Raw genomic sequence first — 17759 nt, 5'->3', positions numbered from 1 at the left:
CGTGCGCATGTCGCTGGGCGGCGTGCGCGACGAGGCCGAGATCCGTGGCCACCGGCGCACCTATATCGGGTCGATGCCCGGCAAGGTGATCCAGGGCATGAAGAAGGCGAAGGCGTCCAACCCGCTGTTTCTCCTCGACGAGGTGGACAAGCTGGGCGCCGACTGGCGCGGCGATCCCTCCGCGGCCTTGCTCGAGGTCCTCGATCCCGAGCAGAATTCGACCTTCAACGACCACTATCTCGAGGTGGATTACGACCTCTCCGACGTCATGTTCGTGACGACGGCGAACACGCTGCGCATGCCGCAGCCGCTGCTCGATCGTATGGAGGTCATCCGCATCCCCGGTTACACCGAGGACGAGAAGGTCGAGATCGCCAAGCGCCATCTGCTGCCGAAGCAGATCAAGGAACATGGCCTGAAGAAGAACGAGTGGGCCATCTCCGACGATGCGATGAAGGACCTGATCCGCTACTACACGCGGGAAGCCGGCGTCCGTAACCTGGAACGCGAGCTCGCCAACCTGGCGCGCAAAGCGGTCAAGGAGATCCTGATGAAGGATCTCAAGAAGGTGACGGTCACCCGCCGCAACCTGGCGAAGTATTCGGGCGTTCGTCGCTTCCGCTATGGCGAGGTCGAGACCGAGGATCTGGTGGGCATCACCACCGGTCTGGCCTGGACCGAGGTCGGTGGCGAGATCCTGCAGATCGAGGCAGTGACCCTGCCGGGTAAGGGCCGGGTCATCACCACCGGCAAGCTCGGCGACGTCATGCGGGAGTCCGTTCAGGCGGCCGAGAGCTACGTGAAGTCGCGGGCGACCGCGTTCGGCATCAAGCCGACGCTGTTCGAGCGGCGGGATATCCATGTGCATGTGCCCGAAGGGGCCACGCCCAAGGACGGTCCGTCGGCAGGCGTCGCGATGTTCACGTCGATTGTGTCCGTTCTGACAGGTATCCCGGTGCGGCGCGATGTCGCCATGACGGGCGAGATCACGCTCCGCGGCCGCGTGTTGCCGATCGGCGGTCTCAAAGAGAAACTGCTGGCGGCGCTGCGGGCCGGCACGAAGATCGTGCTGATCCCGTCGGAAAACGAGAAGGACTTGGCCGACATACCGGACAACGTTAAACGCGAGCTTAAGATCATCCCGGTTTCGAATGCGGATGAAGTTCTGCGCAACGCGTTGACCCGGGAGCCGATCCCCATCGAGTGGACCGAGCCTGAAGACGTGCGCAAGCTTCCGACCGACGACGCCGACGACAGCCGAGGCGGTATCGTTACGCACTGACGCTTCAAATCGAGAGTTGGCACGGGCGCGCGAGCCATGATAGGAACGCGCGCCCGTTGCCTTTAACGGGCCCAATTCCTGGGGATATCCACGGTTCTCCAATTGACGGGTTTGTAAAGCACGGCCTAGACTCGACGGTCGTCGCGCACCAATCCGCCGATTTCCTCATCCGCGCCCAACGGCGCCCACTCATTCCCAATCCGAAATAGGGGGTACTCACGGTGAACAAGAACGACCTCATTGCCGACGTCTCGACCGAGACCGGTTTGTCCAAAGGTGATGCGGCGCGCGCGGTCGATGCCGTCTTCGACGCCATCACCAAGTCGCTGAAGAAGGGAACCGAAGTTCGCCTCGTCGGCTTCGGTACGTTCGTCGTCACGAAGCGCGCCGCGTCCGAAGGACGCAACCCGCGCACGGGCGAGAAGATCAACATCCCGGCGTCGAAACAGCCGAAGTTCAAGGCTGGCAAGGCGCTCAAGGACGCCGTCAACTGACGCTTGCGTTCCATTCCGGTTTCGCACCGGCCGCCTGCGCCCTGGCGCGGCGGCCGGTCGCGTTTCCGGGGCAATTCCGATAGAGTGCCTCGCGGCCGATATCCGGTCCTGCGTTTCCCGGCGCTGAAGAGGCAGGGCAGGGGCGATTAGCTCAGTTGGTAGAGCATCTCGTTTACACCGAGAGGGTCGGCGGTTCGAGCCCGTCATCGCCCACCAAGCCCGGTTCACCGTCCGTCTCCGGCGATGCCTGCCAAGCGGCTTTAAGACCACATAAATCGGGCCCAGGTTAGGCTCGGGAAAGCGGTGGCCCTTTTCCTTGACAGGGGAGGGTCGCGGCTATACATGAAGCGGCCCTGAAACGGGTGCCCTTTTGCGGGGGCGTAGCTCAGTTGGTTAGAGCGCCGGCCTGTCACGCCGGAGGCCGCGGGTTCAAGTCCCGTCGCTCCCGCCATTCCTTCCTTCCGACCCTCTCGACCGTCGCGAATCGGTCAGCGAATCGTCTCCGCGCCGTCGCGCGGATGCGTCCTCCATTGTGACCGTTTGACACGGGCAAAGGACCTGCGCAGAACCGGCCTAAAGCCTGTCGCCATCGGCGAATTGTCCTTTCCGCTCCAGGTCCATCGCCTTATATTGGCGGCGCCTTTGGGGGGAGAGCAGCTGACGCCGCCGCGCCGATCTCGCGCGAGCGCCGAAGTGGCTCGACTCCCGTCCTGCGAAGTCGGAGCGACCTCAGGCCCCATGTCCTCGCTGTTAGCGGAATATCTGCCGATCCTCATTTTCCTCGGCATCGCCTTCCTGGTCGCGGCTGCGGCCGTCGGCGGCTCCTTGATCGTCGCCCGCCAGAACCCCGACGCCGAGAAGCTGTCACCCTACGAATGCGGCTTCGATGCCTTCGACGACGCCCGCCGGCGCTTCGATGTCCGCTTCTACCTGGTGTCGCTGCTTTTCATCATCTTCGACCTCGAGGTCGCCTTCCTGTTTCCCTGGGCCGTGTCCCTGGGCGACATCGGCGTCTTCGGCTTCTGGTCGATGGTGGTGTTCCTGGGCGTGCTCACCGTGGGCTTCGCTTACGAATGGAAGAAGGGAGCCCTGGAATGGGACTGATCCAACCGACCAACCCCTCCCGGGACCAGGTCGTGGCCGCCCTTGGCCAGGAACTGTCGGACAAGGGCTTCATCGTCACCCATGTGGACAAGCTCGTTAACTGGGCGCGCACCGGCTCGCTCTGGCCGATGACCTTCGGGCTCGCCTGCTGCGCCGTCGAGATGATGCATGCCTATATGGCGCGCTACGATCTCGACCGTTTCGGCATCGTGCCGCGCGGCAGCCCGCGCCAGTCGGACGTGATGATCGTCGCCGGCACGCTCACCAACAAGATGGCTCCCGCCTTGCGCAAGGTCTATGACCAGATGCCCGAGCCGCGCTGGGTCATCTCCATGGGCTCCTGTGCCAATGGCGGCGGCTATTACCACTATTCCTACGCGGTGGTGCGCGGCTGCGACCGTATCGTCCCGGTCGATATCTATGTGCCGGGCTGCCCCCCGACCGCCGAGGCGCTGGTCTATGGCATTCTGCAGCTGCAGAAGAAGATCAAGCGCACCACCACCATCGCGCGCTGACGCGCGTTTCCGCCCACGAGTTCATCAACACCCGAGATCAAACCGGCGATGACGCAATCCCCTCAGATCGCGACCGGCACGCTGAAAGACCTTGGCGAGTATGTCGCCGCCGCGCTGCCGGCCGAGGTCACGCGCTGGGAGATCAAGAACCGCGAACTCATCGTCTGGGTGGCGCGACCCTCGATCGTGAAGCTGCTGGCCTATCTGCGCGACGACAGCCACTGCCTCTTCAAGCAGCTCATCGACATCTGCGGCGTGGACTATCCGGAGCGCGAGGAGCGCTTCGAGGTCGTCTATAACCTGCTGAGCCTCAAGCACAACAACCGGATCCGCGTGAAGCTGAGCACCACGGCCGACGAGCCGGTGCCCTCGGTCGTGAGCCTGTTCAACTCGGCCAATTGGTTCGAGCGCGAGGCCTGGGATCTCTACGGGATCTTCTTCTCCGACCATCCCGACCTGCGCCGCCTCCTCACGGACTACGGCTTCGAGGGGCATCCGTTCCGCAAGGACTTCCCCCTGACCGGCTATGTCGAGGTCCGCTACGACGAGGAGCAGAAGCGGGTCGTCTATGACAAGGTCAAGCTGGTGCAGGACTTCCGTGTTTTCGACTTCGAGAGTCCCTGGGAGGGCATCCTGACGCGCCTGCCGGGCGACGAGAAGGCGAGCAAGCCGTCATGAGCGAAAACCAGATCAAGCCGCTGACCATGAATTTCGGGCCGCAGCATCCCGCGGCCCATGGCGTGTTGCGCCTGGTCATGGAGATGGACGGCGAGGTGATCGAGCGGCTCGATCCGCATATCGGCCTGCTCCATCGCGGCACCGAGAAGCTGATCGAGTACAAGACCTACATCCAGGCGATCCCCTATTTCGATCGCCTCGATTACGTCTCGCCGATGTGCCAGGAGCATGCCTTCGTGCTCGCGGTCGAGAAGCTGCTCAATCTCGAGGTGCCGCTGCGCGGCCAATACATCCGCGTCCTGTTCGACGAGATCACGCGCATCCTCAACCATCTGCTGAACGTCCCGGCCTATGCCATGGATGTCGGCGCGGTGACGCCCTTCCTCTGGTGCTTCGAGCAGCGCGAGCTGCTGATGGAGTTCTATGAGCGCGTTTCCGGCGCGCGGCTCCACGCGGCCTATTACCGGCCGGGCGGGGTGCATGAGGACCTGCCGGCTGGCCTGCTCGACGACATCATGAAATGGGCCGAGGGCTTCCCGAAGGTCCTCGCCGACATCGAGAGCCTGCTGACCGAGAACCGCATCTTCAAGCAGCGGCTGGTCGATATCGGCATCGTCAGCGCGGCCGAGGCGCTCGACTGGGGCTTCACCGGCCCGATGCTGCGCGGCTCGGGCGTGCCCTGGGACCTGCGCAAGTCGCAGCCCTACATGGTCTATGACCGGATGAAGTTCGACGTGCCGATCGGCAAGACCGGCGACTGCTACGATCGCTACCTCATCCGCATGGAAGAGATGCGCCAGTCCCTGCGGATCGTGAAGCAGTGCTGCGAGGAGATGCCGGGCGGCCCCTGCACCAGCGACGACCGCAAGATCACGCCGCCCAAGCGCGCCGACATGAAGCGCTCGATGGAGGCGCTGATCCATCATTTCAAGCTCTATACCGAGGGCTTCCACGTGCCGCCCGGCGAGACCTACACCGCCGTCGAAGCGCCCAAGGGCGAGTTCGGCGTCTATCTGGTCTCCGACGGCAGCAACAAGCCCTATCGCTGCAAGATCCGCGCGCCCGGCTTCACCCATCTGGCGGCGATCGACTATTGCAGCCGCGGCTACATGCTGGCGGATTCGGTGGCGATCCTGGGTTCCATGGATATCGTGTTCGGCGAGATCGATCGATGAGTGCGTCTCAATCACCAGGGCATGCGGAGCCGCAGAGCTTCGCCTTCACGCCCGAGAACAAGGCCGAGGCCGAGAAGCTGATCGCGCGCTACCCCAAGGGGCGGCAGCAGAGCGCGGTCATGGGCCTGCTCTGGCTGGCCCAGCGCCAGAGCGGCGGCTGGCTGCCGCGCGCGGCGATGGAGCATGTGGCGGCGACCCTCGGCATGGCGCCGATCCGCGTCTATGAGGTCGCGACCTTCTACACGATGTACAACCTCAAGCCGGTCGGGAAGCACCACATCCAGCTTTGCCGCACCACGCCCTGCTGGCTGCGCGGCTCGGATGCCTTGCGCGAGGTGTGCGAGACGAAGCTCGGCATCGGCCTCAAGGAAGTGACGCCCGACGGCAAGTTCTCGCTGGTCGAGGTCGAATGCCTCGGCGCCTGCGTGAACGCGCCGATGATCCAGATCAACGACGATTTCTACGAGGACCTCGACGCCAAGTCGATGGAGGCGCTGCTCGACAAGCTGGCCCGGGGCGAGACGCCCAAGGTCGGCTCGCAGACCGGCCGGCAGGGATCGGCGCCCGATGGCGGGCCGACGACCCTGTTGAATGCGACGAAGGCGGGGGAGTAGGGCGATGCTGCGCGATGAAGACCGCATCTTCCGCAATCTCTACGGCACCGACGATTGGCGCCTCGCGGGCGCGCGCCGCCGCGGCCTCTGGGACAACACCAAGGCGCTGATCGAGCGCGGCCGCGACGGCATCATCGACGAGATCAAGAAGTCCGACCTGCGCGGCCGCGGCGGCGCCGGTTTCCCGACCGGCCTCAAATGGTCCTTCATGCCCAAGCAGTCGGATGGGCGTCCATCCTATCTCGTCGTCAATGCCGACGAGTCCGAGCCCGGCACCTGCAAGGACCGCGAGATCCTGCGCTACGACCCGCATATGCTGCTCGAAGGCTGCCTGGTCGCGGGCTTCGCCATGGGCACCGTCGCGACCTATATCTATATCCGCGGCGAGTTCTATCTCGAGGGCCTCAACCTCCAGGCCGCGATCGACGAAGCCTATGCGGCGGGCCTGATCGGCAAGAACGCCTGCGGCACGGGTTATAATCACGACATTTATCTGCATCGCGGCGCCGGCGCCTATATCTGCGGCGAAGAGACCGCGCAGCTCGAGAGCCTCGAGGGCAAGAAGGGCCAGCCGCGCCTGAAGCCGCCTTTCCCGGCGGCGGTCGGCCTCTATGGCTGCCCGACCACGGTCAACAATGTCGAGACCATCGCGGTGGCGCCGACCATCCTGCGGCGCGGCGCCGATTGGTGGCTCAAGATCGGCCGGCCGAAGAACACCGGCACCAAGATCTTCTGCATCTCCGGCCATGTGAACAAGCAGTGCAACGTCGAAGAGGAGATGGGCATCCCGCTCAAGGAGCTCATCGAGAAGCATGCCGGCGGCGTGCGCGGCGGCTGGGACAATCTGCTGGCCGTCATTCCGGGCGGCGCTTCGGTGCCGCTGCTGCCGCGCTCGATCTGCGACACGGTACTGATGGATTTCGACAGCCTGCGCGAAGTCAGGTCGGGCCTCGGCACCGCGGCCGTGATCGTCATGGACAAGTCGACCGATCTCATCGCCGCCATCGAGCGGCTCTCGCATTTCTACATGCATGAGAGCTGCGGCCAATGCACCCCCTGCCGCGAAGGCACCGGCTGGATGTGGCGCATCATGGGCCGCATGGTGAAGGGCGATGCGACGCTCGAGGAGATCGGCATGCTCGAGGATGTGACCAAGCAGATCGAGGGCCACACCATCTGTGCGCTGGGCGATGCCGCGGCCTGGCCGATCCAGGGGCTGATCCGCCATTTCCGCCCGCTCATGGAACAGCGCATCAATGATTATCGCGGCCGCACCGCGAAGGCGGCGGAGTGATCGCGATGAAGATCGAGCGCCAGCGTGAAGTCATGGATGTCGTCAGTGCGGACATCTCCGGATCGAGCTTCCGCGACGCGAATATCGCCGGCTCCAGCTTTCACGACGTGAATCTGTCGCGGGTCAATTTCAGCCAGACCAACCTCGCCGGCGCGACCATCGATGATTCCGCCATGCAAGGCGGGCGCTTTCACGACATGAACCTGATCGGCGCGAGCTTCGACAAGGTCAACATGACGAATGTCGTCATCGAGAACGCCAATCTGACCTCGGTCGACATCCGCAATTGCAAGATCGGCGGGATGCATATCGATGGCGTGTCGGTCGAGGCCATGCTGGCCGCCTACCGCGCGTCCGCCAAGGGACAGAAATAGCCATGCCGAAACTGACCATCGACGGCCAACAGATCGAGGTCCCGGCGGGCCTGACCGTGCTCCAGGCCTGCGAGCTGGCCGGGGCCGAGATCCCGCGCTTCTGCTATCATGAGCGCCTGTCGGTCGCCGGCAATTGCCGCATGTGCCTGGTCGAGATGGAGAAGTCGCCCAAGCCGATCGCCTCCTGCGCGATGCCGGTGGCCGAAGGCATGGTCATCAAGACCGACACGCCGCTGGTGCACAAGGCGCGCAACGGCGTCATGGAATTCCTGCTGATCAACCATCCGCTCGATTGCCCGATCTGCGACCAGGGCGGCGAATGCGACCTGCAGGACCAGGCCATGGCCTTCGGCTATGACCGCAGCCGCTACAAGGAACCCAAGCGCGGTGTAGCCGACAAGGATTTCGGGCCGCTGATCAAGACCGCGATGACGCGCTGCATCCAATGCACACGCTGCATCCGCTTCTCGACCGAGATCGCCGGCGTCGAGATGATGGGCGCCTCGGGTCGCGGCGAGCATATGGAAGTCATCACCTATGTCGGCGAGGCCATCAATTCCGAGCTCTCCGGCAACCTGATCGACATCTGCCCGGTGGGGGCGCTGCTCTCGAAGCCCTATGCCTTCAGCGCGCGGCCCTGGGAGCTGGTGAAGACCGAATCCATCGACGTGCTCGACGCGGTCGGCAGCGCCATCCGGATCGACAGCCGCGACCGCGAGGTCATGCGCGTGCTGCCACGCCTCAACGAGGCGGTCAACGAGGAATGGATCTCCGACAAGACCCGCTTCGCCTGCGACGGGCTGAAGCGGCAGCGGCTGGATCAGCCTTATGTGCGACAGGGCACCAAGCTGGTGCCGGCGAGCTGGGCCGAAGCCTTCGACGCCATCGCCAAGCGGCTCGACGGCGTGCCGGGTCAGCGCATCGCGGCCATCGCCGGCGATCTCTCCGATCTCGAATCCATGTATGCGCTCAAAGGCCTGGTGGGCGCGCTGGGTTCGGCCAACATCGATTGCCGGCAGGACGGCGCCGCGATCGATCCCTCGACCCGCGCCGGCTATCTCTTCAACACCGGCATCGCCGGGATCGAGCAGTCGGATCTCTGCCTGCTGATCGGCACCAACCCGCGCTGGGAAGCGCCGCTGATCAATGCCCGGCTGCGCAAGCGCCATGTCATGGGCAATTTCAAGATCGCCTCGATCGGCCCCGCGACCAACCTGACCTATCCGGTCGACACGCTGGGCGCCGGCGCGGACACGCTGGCCGCCATCGTCGAGGGGCGTCACCCCTTCGCCGAGCGGCTCAAGGCCGCCAAGAAGCCGATGCTGATCCTGGGGCAGGGGGCGCTCACGCGCGCCGACGGCCCTGCCATCCTGGCGCTCGCCCGCCAGCTGGCCGAGAGCTCCAACATGGTCCGCGAGGACTGGAACGGCTTCAACATGCTCCACACCGCCGCCGCGCGGGTGGGCGGGCTCGATATCGGCTTCGTACCGGGCGCGGGTGGCCGCGACGTGAAGGGCATCCTCCAGGGGGCCGAGAGTGGCGCCATCGATGTGGTCTATCTCCTGGGGGCCGACGAGATCGACATGAACCGCCTCGGCAAGACCTTCGTGATCTATCAGGGCCATCACGGCGATGCCGGCGCTCACCGCGCCGACGTCATCCTGCCAGGGGCGGCGTATCCGGAGAAGAACGGGACCTACGTCAACACCGAGGGCCGGGTGCAGCAGGCGCGTCTCGCCACCTTCGCGCCGGGCGATGCGCGCGAGGACTGGACCATTCTGCGCGCGCTTTCGGACCGGCTCGGCCGCAAGCTGCCCTTCGACAGCCTGGACCAGCTGCGCCAGCAGCTCTTCAAGCAGTTCCCCGACCTCGCGGCGCTCGACGAGAAGCCGGTCGCGGCTTGGGGCCATTTCGGCAAGGCCGGCAGCGTCGAGAACGCGCCGTTCCGCCTGCCCATCGACAATTTCTACATGACCGACCCGATCAGCCGCTCCTCGGCCACCATGGCCGCCTGCAGCTCGGCCTTCCTGAACGGGTCGGAAGGCAAGACGGGCACCCATGGCTGAGTTCTTCACCAACATCTTCGGCCTTTATCTCGGCACCACCCTGTTCCTGGTGCTGATGATCCTCTGCATCGTGCTGCCCCTGCTGCTGGCGGTCGCCTATCTGACCTATGCCGAGCGCAAGGTGATGGCGGCGATGCAGCTGCGCCGCGGCCCCAATGTGGTCGGACCGTTCGGCCTGGGCCAGCCGATCGCCGACGGCCTGAAGCTTCTGTTCAAGGAAACCATCATCCCGACCGGCGCCAACCGCGTGGTGTTCATCGCGGCGCCGATGCTGACCTTCATTCTGGCACTGGTGGCCTGGGCGGTGATCCCGTTCCAGAAGGGCCTCGTGCTCGCCGACATCAATGTCGGCATCCTCTATCTCTTCGCGATCTCCTCGCTCGGCGTCTATGGCATCGTCATGGCGGGCTGGGCCAGCAACTCGAAATATCCGTTCCTGGGTGCGCTGCGATCGGCGGCGCAGATGGTGTCCTACGAGGTCTCGATCGGCTTCGTGATCGTGACCGTGCTGCTCTGCGTCGGCTCGCTCAATCTCTCGGCCATCGTCGAGGCGCAGCGAACGGTGTGGTTCTGCATCCCGCTATTCCCGATGTTCGTGATCTTCTTCATCTCGGCGCTGGCGGAGACCAACCGCGCGCCCTTCGACCTGCCGGAATCGGAATCGGAGCTGGTGGCGGGCTACTTCTCCGAATATTCGGCGATGACCTTCGCGCTGTTCTTCCTCGGCGAATACGCCAACATGATCCTGATGAGCGCCTCGACCACGGTGCTCTTCCTGGGCGGCTGGCTGCCGCCGGTTGGCATCGCGCCCTTCACCTGGATCCCGGGTTGGATCTGGTTCTTCCTCAAGATCGCGCTGGTCCTGTTCGGCTTCCTCTGGGTCCGCGCCACCTTCCCACGCTACCGCTACGACCAGCTCATGCGGCTGGGCTGGAAGGTGTTTCTGCCGTTCACGCTGTTCTGGGTGGTGCTGACGGCCGGCGTCCTGGTGACGTTCGGCTGGCTGCCCCATCACGGGTGAGGGGCCGGGCCCAGGGCGTTCCGCCCTCCGGTCCCGGTCTTTCGAGAGTTAGAGAGAGGTTTGTCTCATGTCTGTCCTGCAACGCAGCGCCAAGTCCCTGCTGCTGTCCGAGCTGCTCTCGGGCCTTGGACTGACCTTCCGCTATATGTTCCGCCAGCGGGTGACGATCAATTACCCCTATGAGAAGGGTCCGATCAGCCCGCGCTTCCGCGGCGAGCATGCGCTGCGCCGTTATCCCAACGGCGAAGAGCGCTGCATCGCCTGCAAGCTCTGCGAGGCGATCTGCCCGGCTCAGGCCATCACCATCGAAGGCGAGCCCCGCGACGACGGCAGCCGGCGCACCACGCGCTACGACATCGACATGACCAAATGCATCTATTGCGGCCTCTGCCAGGAGGCCTGCCCGGTCGATGCGATCGTCGAGGGCCCGAACTACGAGTTTGCCACCGAGACCCATGAGGAGCTGCTCTACAACAAGGAGAAGCTGCTCGAGAACGGCGACCGCTGGGAACCGGTGCTCGCCGCCAACATCATCGCCGATGCGCCTTATCGGTGAGAGGGAAAATGTCCAAGACCGAGTTTTCCTCCTCCCTGGCCCTCCCCCTCGAGGGGGGAGGGGATAAGAAGAGCAGTTTTATCTCCTCCCCCTGCAAGGGGGAGGGTGAGGGAGAGGGCTGCGCCGCTCTCCGATACCGGACCCCCGCGACCAGGACCCGCCCATGATCGTCCAATCGCTCGCCTTCTATCTCTTCGCGGCCATCACGCTCGCTTCCGGCGTGATGGTGATCGCGTCGCGCAACCCGGTCCATTCGGTGTTGTTCCTGATCCTGGCCTTCTTCAACTCGGCCGGCCTCTTCATCCTGATGGGCGCCGAGTTCCTGGCCATGATCCTGATCGTGGTCTATGTCGGCGCCGTGGCCGTGCTGTTCCTGTTCGTCGTCATGATGCTCGACATCAATTTCGCCGAGCTGCGCAGCGGCTTCGCGACCTATCTGCCGATCGGCGGCTTCATCGGCCTGATCCTGGTGGCGGAGCTCCTGATCGTGGTGGGCGCCTGGGTGATCGCGCCGGGTGCGCCGCAGGCGTCGGCCGCGCCCACGCCCTCGAACGTGACCAACACCCATGCGTTGGGGCAGGTGCTCTATACCGACTACTTCTACTTGTTCCAGACGGCGGGCCTGATTCTGCTGGTCGCGATGGTCGGCGCCATCGTGCTGACCTTGCGCCGGCGCGACGTGCGCCGTCAGTCGATCTCGCGCCAGGTGTCGCGCCGGGCCTCGGAGACGCTTGAAGTCAAGGACGTGCCGACAGGGAGCGGCGTCTAAGCCATGCAGATCGGCCTCAGCCACTATCTCACCGTCGCCGCGATCCTGTTCGCACTCGGCATCTTCGGCATCTTTCTGAACCGGAAGAACGTGATCGTCATCCTGATGTCGATCGAGCTGATGCTGCTGGCCGTGAACATCAACCTGGTTTCGTTCTCGGTCTTCCTGAATGACCTCGTCGGGCAGGTGTACGCGATGTTCGTGCTGACCGTCGCCGCCGCCGAGGCAGCGATCGGCCTCGCGATCCTGGTGGTCTATTTCCGCAACCGCGGATCGATCGCCGTCGAAGATATCAACATGATGAAGGGCTGAGCGGCCATGGATGTCGCTATCGTCTTCCTGCCGCTCCTGGCCGCGATCATCGCCGGCTGCTTCGGCCGGGTGATCGGGGATCGCGCCTCGCAGTTCGTGACCTGCGGCGCGCTGCTGATCTCGGCCGTCCTGGCGGGATTCGTCTTCGTCGATGTGGCGCTGAACGGCCATGAGCGCACCACCGAGCTCTTCACCTGGTTCCAGTCCGGCGAGTTCACCCTGTCCTGGGCGATCCATGTCGACACGCTGACGGCCGTGATGCTGGTGGTCGTGACTGGCGTCTCCTCGATGGTCCATGTCTATTCGGTCGGCTACATGGCCGAGGACACGTCGATCCCGCGCTTCATGGCCTATCTCAGCCTCTTCACCTTCTTCATGCTGATGCTGGTGACGGCCAGCAACTTCATGCAGCTGTTCTTCGGCTGGGAAGGGGTGGGCCTCTGCTCCTACCTGCTGATCGGCTTCTGGTACGACCGCCCCTCGGCCAATGCCGCGGCGATCAAGGCCTTCATCGTCAACCGCGTCGGCGATTTCGGCTTCGCGCTCGGGATCATGGGCGTGTTCCTGGTGTTCCGGTCGGTCGATTTCGCCACCGTCTTCGGCGCCGCGCCGTCGATGGTCGGCACCTCGATCGACTTCCTCGGCATGAAGGTGGACACCATGACCACCCTCTGCCTGCTGCTGTTCGTGGGCGCCATGGGCAAGTCGGCCCAGCTCGGCCTCCACACCTGGCTGCCCGACGCGATGGAAGGCCCGACCCCGGTCTCGGCCCTGATCCATGCCGCCACCATGGTGACGGCCGGCGTCTTCATGGTCTGCCGGCTCTCGCCGATGTTCGAGCTGGCGCCCAACGCGCTTGCCGTCGTCGCCATCGTCGGCGCCTCGACCGCGATCTTCGCGGCGACCATCGGGCTCTGCCAGAACGACATCAAGCGCGTCATCGCCTATTCGACCTGCAGCCAGCTCGGATACATGTTCTTCGCCGCCGGCGTCTCGGCCTATGGCGCGGCGATGTTCCACCTCTTTACCCACGCCTTCTTCAAGGCGCTGCTGTTCCTGGGTTCGGGCTCCGTGATCCACGCCATGCATCACGAGCAGGACATGCGCAAGATGGGCGGGATCTGGAAGCTGATCCCGATCACCTATGCCCTGATGTGGATCGGCAGCCTGGCCCTGGCCGGCATCGGCATCCCGGGCCTGTTCGGCTTTGCCGGCTTCTATTCCAAGGACATGATCCTGGAATCCGCCTGGGCGGCGCACAGCCCGATCGGGCAATACGCCTTCTGGCTCGGCATTGCCGCGGCCCTGCTGACGGCCTTCTATTCATGGCGCCTGCTGCTCATGACCTTCCATGGCGAGCCCCGCGCCGACCATCACACCATGGAGCATGTCCATGAATCGCCTTGGGTGATGCTGGCACCGCTCGTCGTGCTGGCGATCGGGGCGACCTTCGGCGGCATCCTCTTCTATGACCTCTTCGTCGGCCACCACATGGCCGAGTTCTGGGGCAATTCGCTGAAGGTGCTCGAAGGCCACAACACCATCGAGGCGGCGCATGAATCGCCGCTCTGGGTCGGGCTGGCGCCGCTGGTGATGGGCCTCATCGGCATCGCGCTCGCTTACCTCTTCTATGTGTTCAAGCCCGAGCTGCCGGCCATGGTCGTGCGCCACTTCGGGGCGGTTTACCGTTTCCTCTACAACAAGTGGTATTTCGACGAGCTCTACGACTTCCTGTTCGTCCGCCCGGCGCACTATCTGGGCTACGGCCTCTGGAAGCAGGGCGACGGCACCCTGATCGACGGGCTCGGGCCCGACGGCATCTCGGCCGTCACCCGCGACCTGGCGAGGCGGGCAGGGCGGCTCCAGAGCGGTTACGTCTATCACTACGCGTTCGTCATGCTGATCGGCGTGGTCCTGTTCATCACCTGGTATCTCTTCGTGCAGGCGCGCTAGATCATGTTCAGCGGTCTTCCCATCCTCTCGCTCGTCACGTTCCTGCCGCTGGTAGGGGCCTTCTTCATCCTGCTGGTGCGGGGCGAGCCCGAGGTCGTCGCGCGCAACGCCCGCAATGTGGCGCTCCTGACCACGGTCGTGACCTTCCTCCTGTCGCTGGAGCTCTGGTTCGGCTTCGACCGTAGCAGCGCCGATTTCCAATTCGTGGAGCAGGCCGACTGGATCCCGCAATTCGGGATCGCCTATCACATGGGCGTGGACGGCATCTCTGTGCTGTTCGTGCTGCTATCGACCCTGCTGACGCCGATCTGCATCCTGGCGAGCTGGGAAGCCATCCAGGTCCGCGTCAAGGAATACATGATCTCGTTCCTGGTGCTCGAGACGATGATGGTCGGCATGTTCTGCGCCCTCGATTTCGTCGTGTTCTACATGTTCTTCGAGGGCGTGCTGATCCCGATGTTCCTGATCATCGGCGTCTGGGGCGGCAAGCGGCGTGTCTATGCGGCCTTCAAATTCTTCCTCTATACGCTGCTGGGCTCGGTGCTGATGCTGCTGGCGATCCTCGCCATCTATTTCGAGCTGCACAGCACCGACATCCCGACCGCGCTTGCGCACCAGTTCGCGCCGGGGCTCCAGACCTGGCTCTGGCTCGCCTTCTTCGCCTCCTTCGCGGTCAAGGTGCCGATGTGGCCGGTCCATACCTGGCTGCCGGACGCCCATGTCGAGGCGCCGACGGCGGGCTCGGTCATCCTGGCCGGCGTCCTCCTGAAGATGGGCGCTTACGGTTTCATCCGCTTCTCGGTGCCGATGCTGCCCGACGGCACGGCCCTCTTCACGCCCCTGATCTACACGCTCTCGATCGTCGCGGTGATCTACACCTCGCTCGTGGCGCTGGCCCAGGAGGACATGAAGAAGCTCATCGCCTACTCCTCGGTCGCGCATATGGGCTTCGTCACCGTCGGCATCTTCACCATCACGCAGCAGGGCATCGAAGGCGCCTTGTTCCAGATGCTGAGCCACGGCGTGGTCTCGGGCGCGCTCTTCCTCTGCGTCGGCGTGGTCTATGACCGCATGCACAGCCGCGAGATCGCGCGTTATGGCGGGCTGGTCCATCGCATGCCACTCTACGCTGCGGCCTTCATGCTCTTCATGCTGGCCTCGGTCGGCCTGCCGGGCACGGGCGGCTTCATCGGCGAGTTCCTGGTCATGGTCGGCGCCTTCGAATCCAACAGCTGGGTCGCCTTCCTGATCGCAACCGGCATGATCCTGGGTGCGGCCTACATGCTCTGGCTCTACCGGCGCATCGTCTTCGGCAAGCTGGAGAAGCCGGACCTGCAATCGATCATGGATCTGAGCTGGCGCGAGATCGCGGTCTTCAGCCCGCTCGCGATCCTGGTGCTCTGGATGGGCATCTACCCGGTCTCGTTCCTGGAGTTCATGTCGCCCACGGTCGAGAAGCTGATCGCCCAGCACCAGGCCTCGCTGTCGAACCCGCCGACGCCAGGACTGGCCGATATGATCCAGGGGTCGTGGAAGACCCTGACCATGGCGTTGGACTGAAGGGGAAGCGCGCATCATGAATCAATCGCTCCTCCTCATCCTGCCTGAAATCGTCATGGCGGCCTCGGGCCTGCTGCTGCTGATGCTGGGCGTCTATCGTCGCGCCGAATCCACGCGCCTCGTCGCCTGGCTGGTGGTGCTTGTCCTGCTGGTGGCGGCCGTCCTCGTCTGGATCGCGCCGGCCGGCACCGATCACGCCTTTGGCGGCTTGTTCGTGACCGACAACTACGCTGTCTTCGTCAAGGTGCTGGTGCTGTTGGCGGCGGCAGCGGCCATGGTGATGTCGCTGGGCTATATCGAGCGCGAGCAGATGGCGCGCTTCGAGTTCCCGGTGCTGCTGCTGTTCGCCACGCTCGGCATGATGCTGATGATCTCGGCCAACGATCTCATCTCGCTCTATGTCGGCCTCGAGCTGCAGAGCCTGGCGCTCTATGTGGTCGCGGCCTTCCGCCGCGACACCATCCGCTCGACCGAGGCGGGCCTCAAATATTTCGTCCTCGGCGCTCTCAGCTCCGGCATGCTGCTCTATGGCAGCTCGCTGATCTATGGCTTCGCGGGCACGACCAAGTTCGACGGCCTTGCCACGCTCCTCGCCGGCCTCAATGGCGCGCAGCCCTCGCTGGGTCTGGTCGTCGGGCTGGTGTTCCTGATCGCCGGCCTTGCCTTCAAGGTCTCGGCGGTGCCGTTCCATATGTGGACGCCCGACGTCTATGAAGGCTCGCCGACGCCGGTGACCGCTTTCTTCGCCATGGCGCCCAAGGTGGCCGCGATCGGCCTCTTCGGCCGGGTGCTGGTCGGGCCGTTCGGCTCGCTGGTCTCGGACTGGCAGCAGATCGTGAGCTTCATCGCCTTCGCCTCCATGGCGCTGGGCGCGGTCGCCGCGATCAACCAGAGCAACATCAAGCGGCTGATGGCCTACAGCTCGATCGCCAATGTGGGCTATGCGCTGGTCGGGCTCGCCGCCGGCACGCCGGACGGGCTCAGCGGCATGCTGATCTATATGGCGCTCTACGTCGTCATGAATGCCGGCACCTTCGCGATCATCCTTTCGATGCGCCAGCAGGGCCGCATGGTCGAAGGCATCGTCGACCTCGCGGGCCTGGGCCGCACCCGCCCGATGATGGCGGCGGCGCTGGCGATCTTCATGTTCTCGCTGGCCGGCATTCCGCCGCTCGCGGGCTTCTTCGGCAAATGGTTCGTATTCCGCGCCGCCATCAATTCCGGCCTCTATTCGCTGGCGGTGTTGGGCGTGCTGGCGAGCGTCGTGGGCGCCTTCTATTACCTGCGTATCGTCAAGATCATGTATTTCGACGAGCCGCGCGAAGCCTTCGACAAGCCGATGGAATGGGAGCTTGCCGGCGTCCTGGCCGTGTCGGCGCTGGTGGTCCTCCTGTTCTTCATTCTGCCCTTGCCGCTGCTGGCCGGGGCGGATACGGCCGCGGCCGCGCTGTTCCACGGATGACGCTGGGCCGTCCCGAACTCCCCGATTTCTTCCGCCTTCACGCCCACGAGACCATCGGCAGCACGATGGAGGAATGCCGGCGCCTGGCCGCCGACGGGGCGCCCGAGGGCAGCCTGGTCTGGGCGGGCGAGCAGACGGCGGGGCGGGGACGGCGGGGGCGGGGCTGGGCCTCGCCGCCGGGCAATCTCTATCTCTCGCTGCTGCTGCGCCCGGGCCTGCCGCCGGCCGATGGCGCCAAGCTGGGCTTCGTGGCCTCGCTCGCCATGGGCGGGGCCCTGGCGGCCCTGCTGCCCCGGGGCGAGGAGCGGGTCCGGCTCAAATGGCCCAACGACCTGCTGATCGAGGGCCACAAGACGGCCGGGATCCTGCTGGAGGGCCAGCCCGGCCCGGATGGGCGGCTGGCCTGGGTCATCCTCGGCATCGGGGTCAATGTGGCGAGCTTCCCCGCCGATACCCCTTACCGGGCCACCTCCCTGAGCGCCGCCGGCGGCCCCGCCGACCCGGCCTTGCTGTTGGCGGGTTTTGCCGAG

The 17759-nt window shown here is 64.8% G+C and carries 18 protein-coding genes and 2 tRNA genes; all 20 read left to right on the top strand.

All coding sequences use genetic code 11. The features are described 5' to 3' along the window. Positions 1-1282 (top strand): endopeptidase La (gene lon, locus ACREE8_RS21665; protein ID WP_431575094.1); only part of this gene is annotated, 1282 nt, incomplete at its 5' end. 221 nt (positions 1283-1503) lie between these two features. After that, positions 1504-1776 (top strand): HU family DNA-binding protein, encoded by a 273-nt coding sequence (locus ACREE8_RS21660; protein ID WP_151177403.1) that lies wholly within the window; start codon positions 1504-1506, stop codon positions 1774-1776. Positions 1777-1916: 140 nt separating this feature from the next. Next, positions 1917-1992 (top strand) — tRNA-Val (locus tag ACREE8_RS21655). A 158-nt stretch (positions 1993-2150) separates the two neighbouring features. After that, positions 2151-2227, top strand: a tRNA-Asp gene (locus ACREE8_RS21650). Between the two features lie 287 nt (positions 2228-2514). Continuing rightward, positions 2515-2880 (top strand): NADH-quinone oxidoreductase subunit A, encoded by a 366-nt coding sequence (locus ACREE8_RS21645; protein WP_431575093.1) that lies wholly within the window; start codon positions 2515-2517, stop codon positions 2878-2880. Continuing rightward, entirely contained in the window at positions 2871-3395 is a 525-nt protein-coding gene (locus ACREE8_RS21640) for a NuoB/complex I 20 kDa subunit family protein (protein WP_431575092.1), read from the top strand. Before ACREE8_RS21645 ends, ACREE8_RS21640 begins: the two co-directional genes overlap by 10 nt. A 48-nt stretch (positions 3396-3443) precedes the next feature. Continuing rightward, complete coding sequence (locus tag ACREE8_RS21635; RefSeq protein WP_431575091.1) at positions 3444-4073, top strand: NADH-quinone oxidoreductase subunit C; 630 nt, start codon at positions 3444-3446, stop codon at positions 4071-4073. Beyond that, positions 4070-5248 carry an NADH-quinone oxidoreductase subunit D gene (locus ACREE8_RS21630; RefSeq protein ID WP_431575090.1) on the top strand — a complete coding sequence of 393 codons (1179 nt, stop codon included), beginning with the start codon at positions 4070-4072 and terminating at the stop codon, positions 5246-5248. The genes ACREE8_RS21635 and ACREE8_RS21630 overlap by 4 nt, the downstream gene beginning before the upstream one ends. After that, positions 5245-5862, top strand: coding sequence for an NADH-quinone oxidoreductase subunit NuoE (gene nuoE, locus ACREE8_RS21625; RefSeq protein WP_431575089.1), 618 nt, complete (start codon positions 5245-5247; stop codon positions 5860-5862). Before ACREE8_RS21630 ends, nuoE begins: the two co-directional genes overlap by 4 nt. A 4-nt stretch (positions 5863-5866) precedes the next feature. Beyond that, a complete protein-coding gene (nuoF, locus tag ACREE8_RS21620) occupies positions 5867-7156 on the top strand; it encodes an NADH-quinone oxidoreductase subunit NuoF (RefSeq protein WP_431575088.1) in 1290 nt (429 codons plus the stop codon). Positions 7157-7161: 5 nt separating this feature from the next. After that, a complete protein-coding gene (locus tag ACREE8_RS21615) occupies positions 7162-7530 on the top strand; it encodes a pentapeptide repeat-containing protein (RefSeq protein ID WP_431575087.1) in 369 nt (122 codons plus the stop codon). Positions 7531-7532: 2 nt separating this feature from the next. Next, a complete protein-coding gene (nuoG, locus tag ACREE8_RS21610) occupies positions 7533-9596 on the top strand; it encodes an NADH-quinone oxidoreductase subunit NuoG (RefSeq protein WP_431575086.1) in 2064 nt (687 codons plus the stop codon). Continuing rightward, complete coding sequence (gene nuoH / locus ACREE8_RS21605; RefSeq protein ID WP_431575085.1) at positions 9589-10617, top strand: NADH-quinone oxidoreductase subunit NuoH; 1029 nt, start codon at positions 9589-9591, stop codon at positions 10615-10617. The genes nuoG and nuoH overlap by 8 nt, the downstream gene beginning before the upstream one ends. Before the next feature lie 67 nt (positions 10618-10684). Next, on the top strand, positions 10685-11173 hold the full coding sequence (gene nuoI, locus ACREE8_RS21600) for an NADH-quinone oxidoreductase subunit NuoI (protein ID WP_431575084.1): 489 nt from the start codon (positions 10685-10687) through the stop codon (positions 11171-11173). Positions 11174-11336: 163 nt separating this feature from the next. Next, positions 11337-11942: an NADH-quinone oxidoreductase subunit J gene (locus ACREE8_RS21595; RefSeq protein WP_431575083.1), complete on the top strand. Its 606-nt coding sequence runs from the start codon at positions 11337-11339 to the stop codon at positions 11940-11942. Positions 11943-11945: 3 nt separating this feature from the next. Next, a complete protein-coding gene (gene nuoK, locus ACREE8_RS21590) occupies positions 11946-12254 on the top strand; it encodes an NADH-quinone oxidoreductase subunit NuoK (RefSeq protein ID WP_431575082.1) in 309 nt (102 codons plus the stop codon). 6 nt (positions 12255-12260) lie between these two features. Next, the gene (nuoL, locus tag ACREE8_RS21585; RefSeq protein WP_431575081.1) at positions 12261-14207 is read left to right on the top strand and encodes an NADH-quinone oxidoreductase subunit L; all 1947 of its coding nucleotides are present in this window, start codon (positions 12261-12263) and stop codon (positions 14205-14207) included. Between the two features lie 3 nt (positions 14208-14210). After that, positions 14211-15767: an NADH-quinone oxidoreductase subunit M gene (locus ACREE8_RS21580; RefSeq protein ID WP_431575080.1), complete on the top strand. Its 1557-nt coding sequence runs from the start codon at positions 14211-14213 to the stop codon at positions 15765-15767. A 13-nt stretch (positions 15768-15780) separates the two neighbouring features. Then, entirely contained in the window at positions 15781-17229 is a 1449-nt protein-coding gene (gene nuoN / locus ACREE8_RS21575; protein WP_431575095.1) for an NADH-quinone oxidoreductase subunit NuoN, read from the top strand. Next, positions 17226-17759: biotin--[acetyl-CoA-carboxylase] ligase (locus ACREE8_RS21570; RefSeq protein ID WP_431575079.1), on the top strand; the 534-nt coding region annotated here is incomplete at its 3' end. The genes nuoN and ACREE8_RS21570, both read left to right, overlap by 4 nt.

The organism is Hypericibacter sp. (genome assembly GCF_050729195.1).
Classification (GTDB): domain Bacteria; phylum Pseudomonadota; class Alphaproteobacteria; order Dongiales; family Dongiaceae; genus Hypericibacter.
The sequence above is the reverse complement of the archived record's forward strand: the minus strand, read 5'-3'. Positions and strand labels throughout refer to the sequence as shown.

Bases quoted from the DNA above. Each gene is read 5' to 3' on its own strand.
- ACREE8_RS21645 (WP_431575093.1), top strand. From the start codon at position 2,515: ATGTCCTCGCTGTTAGCGGAATATCTGCCGATCCTCATTTTCCTCGGC.
- ACREE8_RS21640 (WP_431575092.1), top strand. From the start codon at position 2,871: ATGGGACTGATCCAACCGACCAACCCCTCCCGGGACCAGGTCGTGGCC.
- ACREE8_RS21635 (WP_431575091.1), top strand. From the start codon at position 3,444: ATGACGCAATCCCCTCAGATCGCGACCGGCACGCTGAAAGACCTTGGC.
- ACREE8_RS21630 (WP_431575090.1), top strand. From the start codon at position 4,070: ATGAGCGAAAACCAGATCAAGCCGCTGACCATGAATTTCGGGCCGCAG.
- nuoE (WP_431575089.1), top strand. From the start codon at position 5,245: ATGAGTGCGTCTCAATCACCAGGGCATGCGGAGCCGCAGAGCTTCGCC.
- nuoF (WP_431575088.1), top strand. From the start codon at position 5,867: ATGCTGCGCGATGAAGACCGCATCTTCCGCAATCTCTACGGCACCGAC.
- ACREE8_RS21615 (WP_431575087.1), top strand. From the start codon at position 7,162: ATGAAGATCGAGCGCCAGCGTGAAGTCATGGATGTCGTCAGTGCGGAC.
- nuoG (WP_431575086.1), top strand. From the start codon at position 7,533: ATGCCGAAACTGACCATCGACGGCCAACAGATCGAGGTCCCGGCGGGC.
- nuoH (WP_431575085.1), top strand. From the start codon at position 9,589: ATGGCTGAGTTCTTCACCAACATCTTCGGCCTTTATCTCGGCACCACC.
- nuoI (WP_431575084.1), top strand. From the start codon at position 10,685: ATGTCTGTCCTGCAACGCAGCGCCAAGTCCCTGCTGCTGTCCGAGCTG.
- ACREE8_RS21595 (WP_431575083.1), top strand. From the start codon at position 11,337: ATGATCGTCCAATCGCTCGCCTTCTATCTCTTCGCGGCCATCACGCTC.
- nuoK (WP_431575082.1), top strand. From the start codon at position 11,946: ATGCAGATCGGCCTCAGCCACTATCTCACCGTCGCCGCGATCCTGTTC.
- nuoL (WP_431575081.1), top strand. From the start codon at position 12,261: ATGGATGTCGCTATCGTCTTCCTGCCGCTCCTGGCCGCGATCATCGCC.
- ACREE8_RS21580 (WP_431575080.1), top strand. From the start codon at position 14,211: ATGTTCAGCGGTCTTCCCATCCTCTCGCTCGTCACGTTCCTGCCGCTG.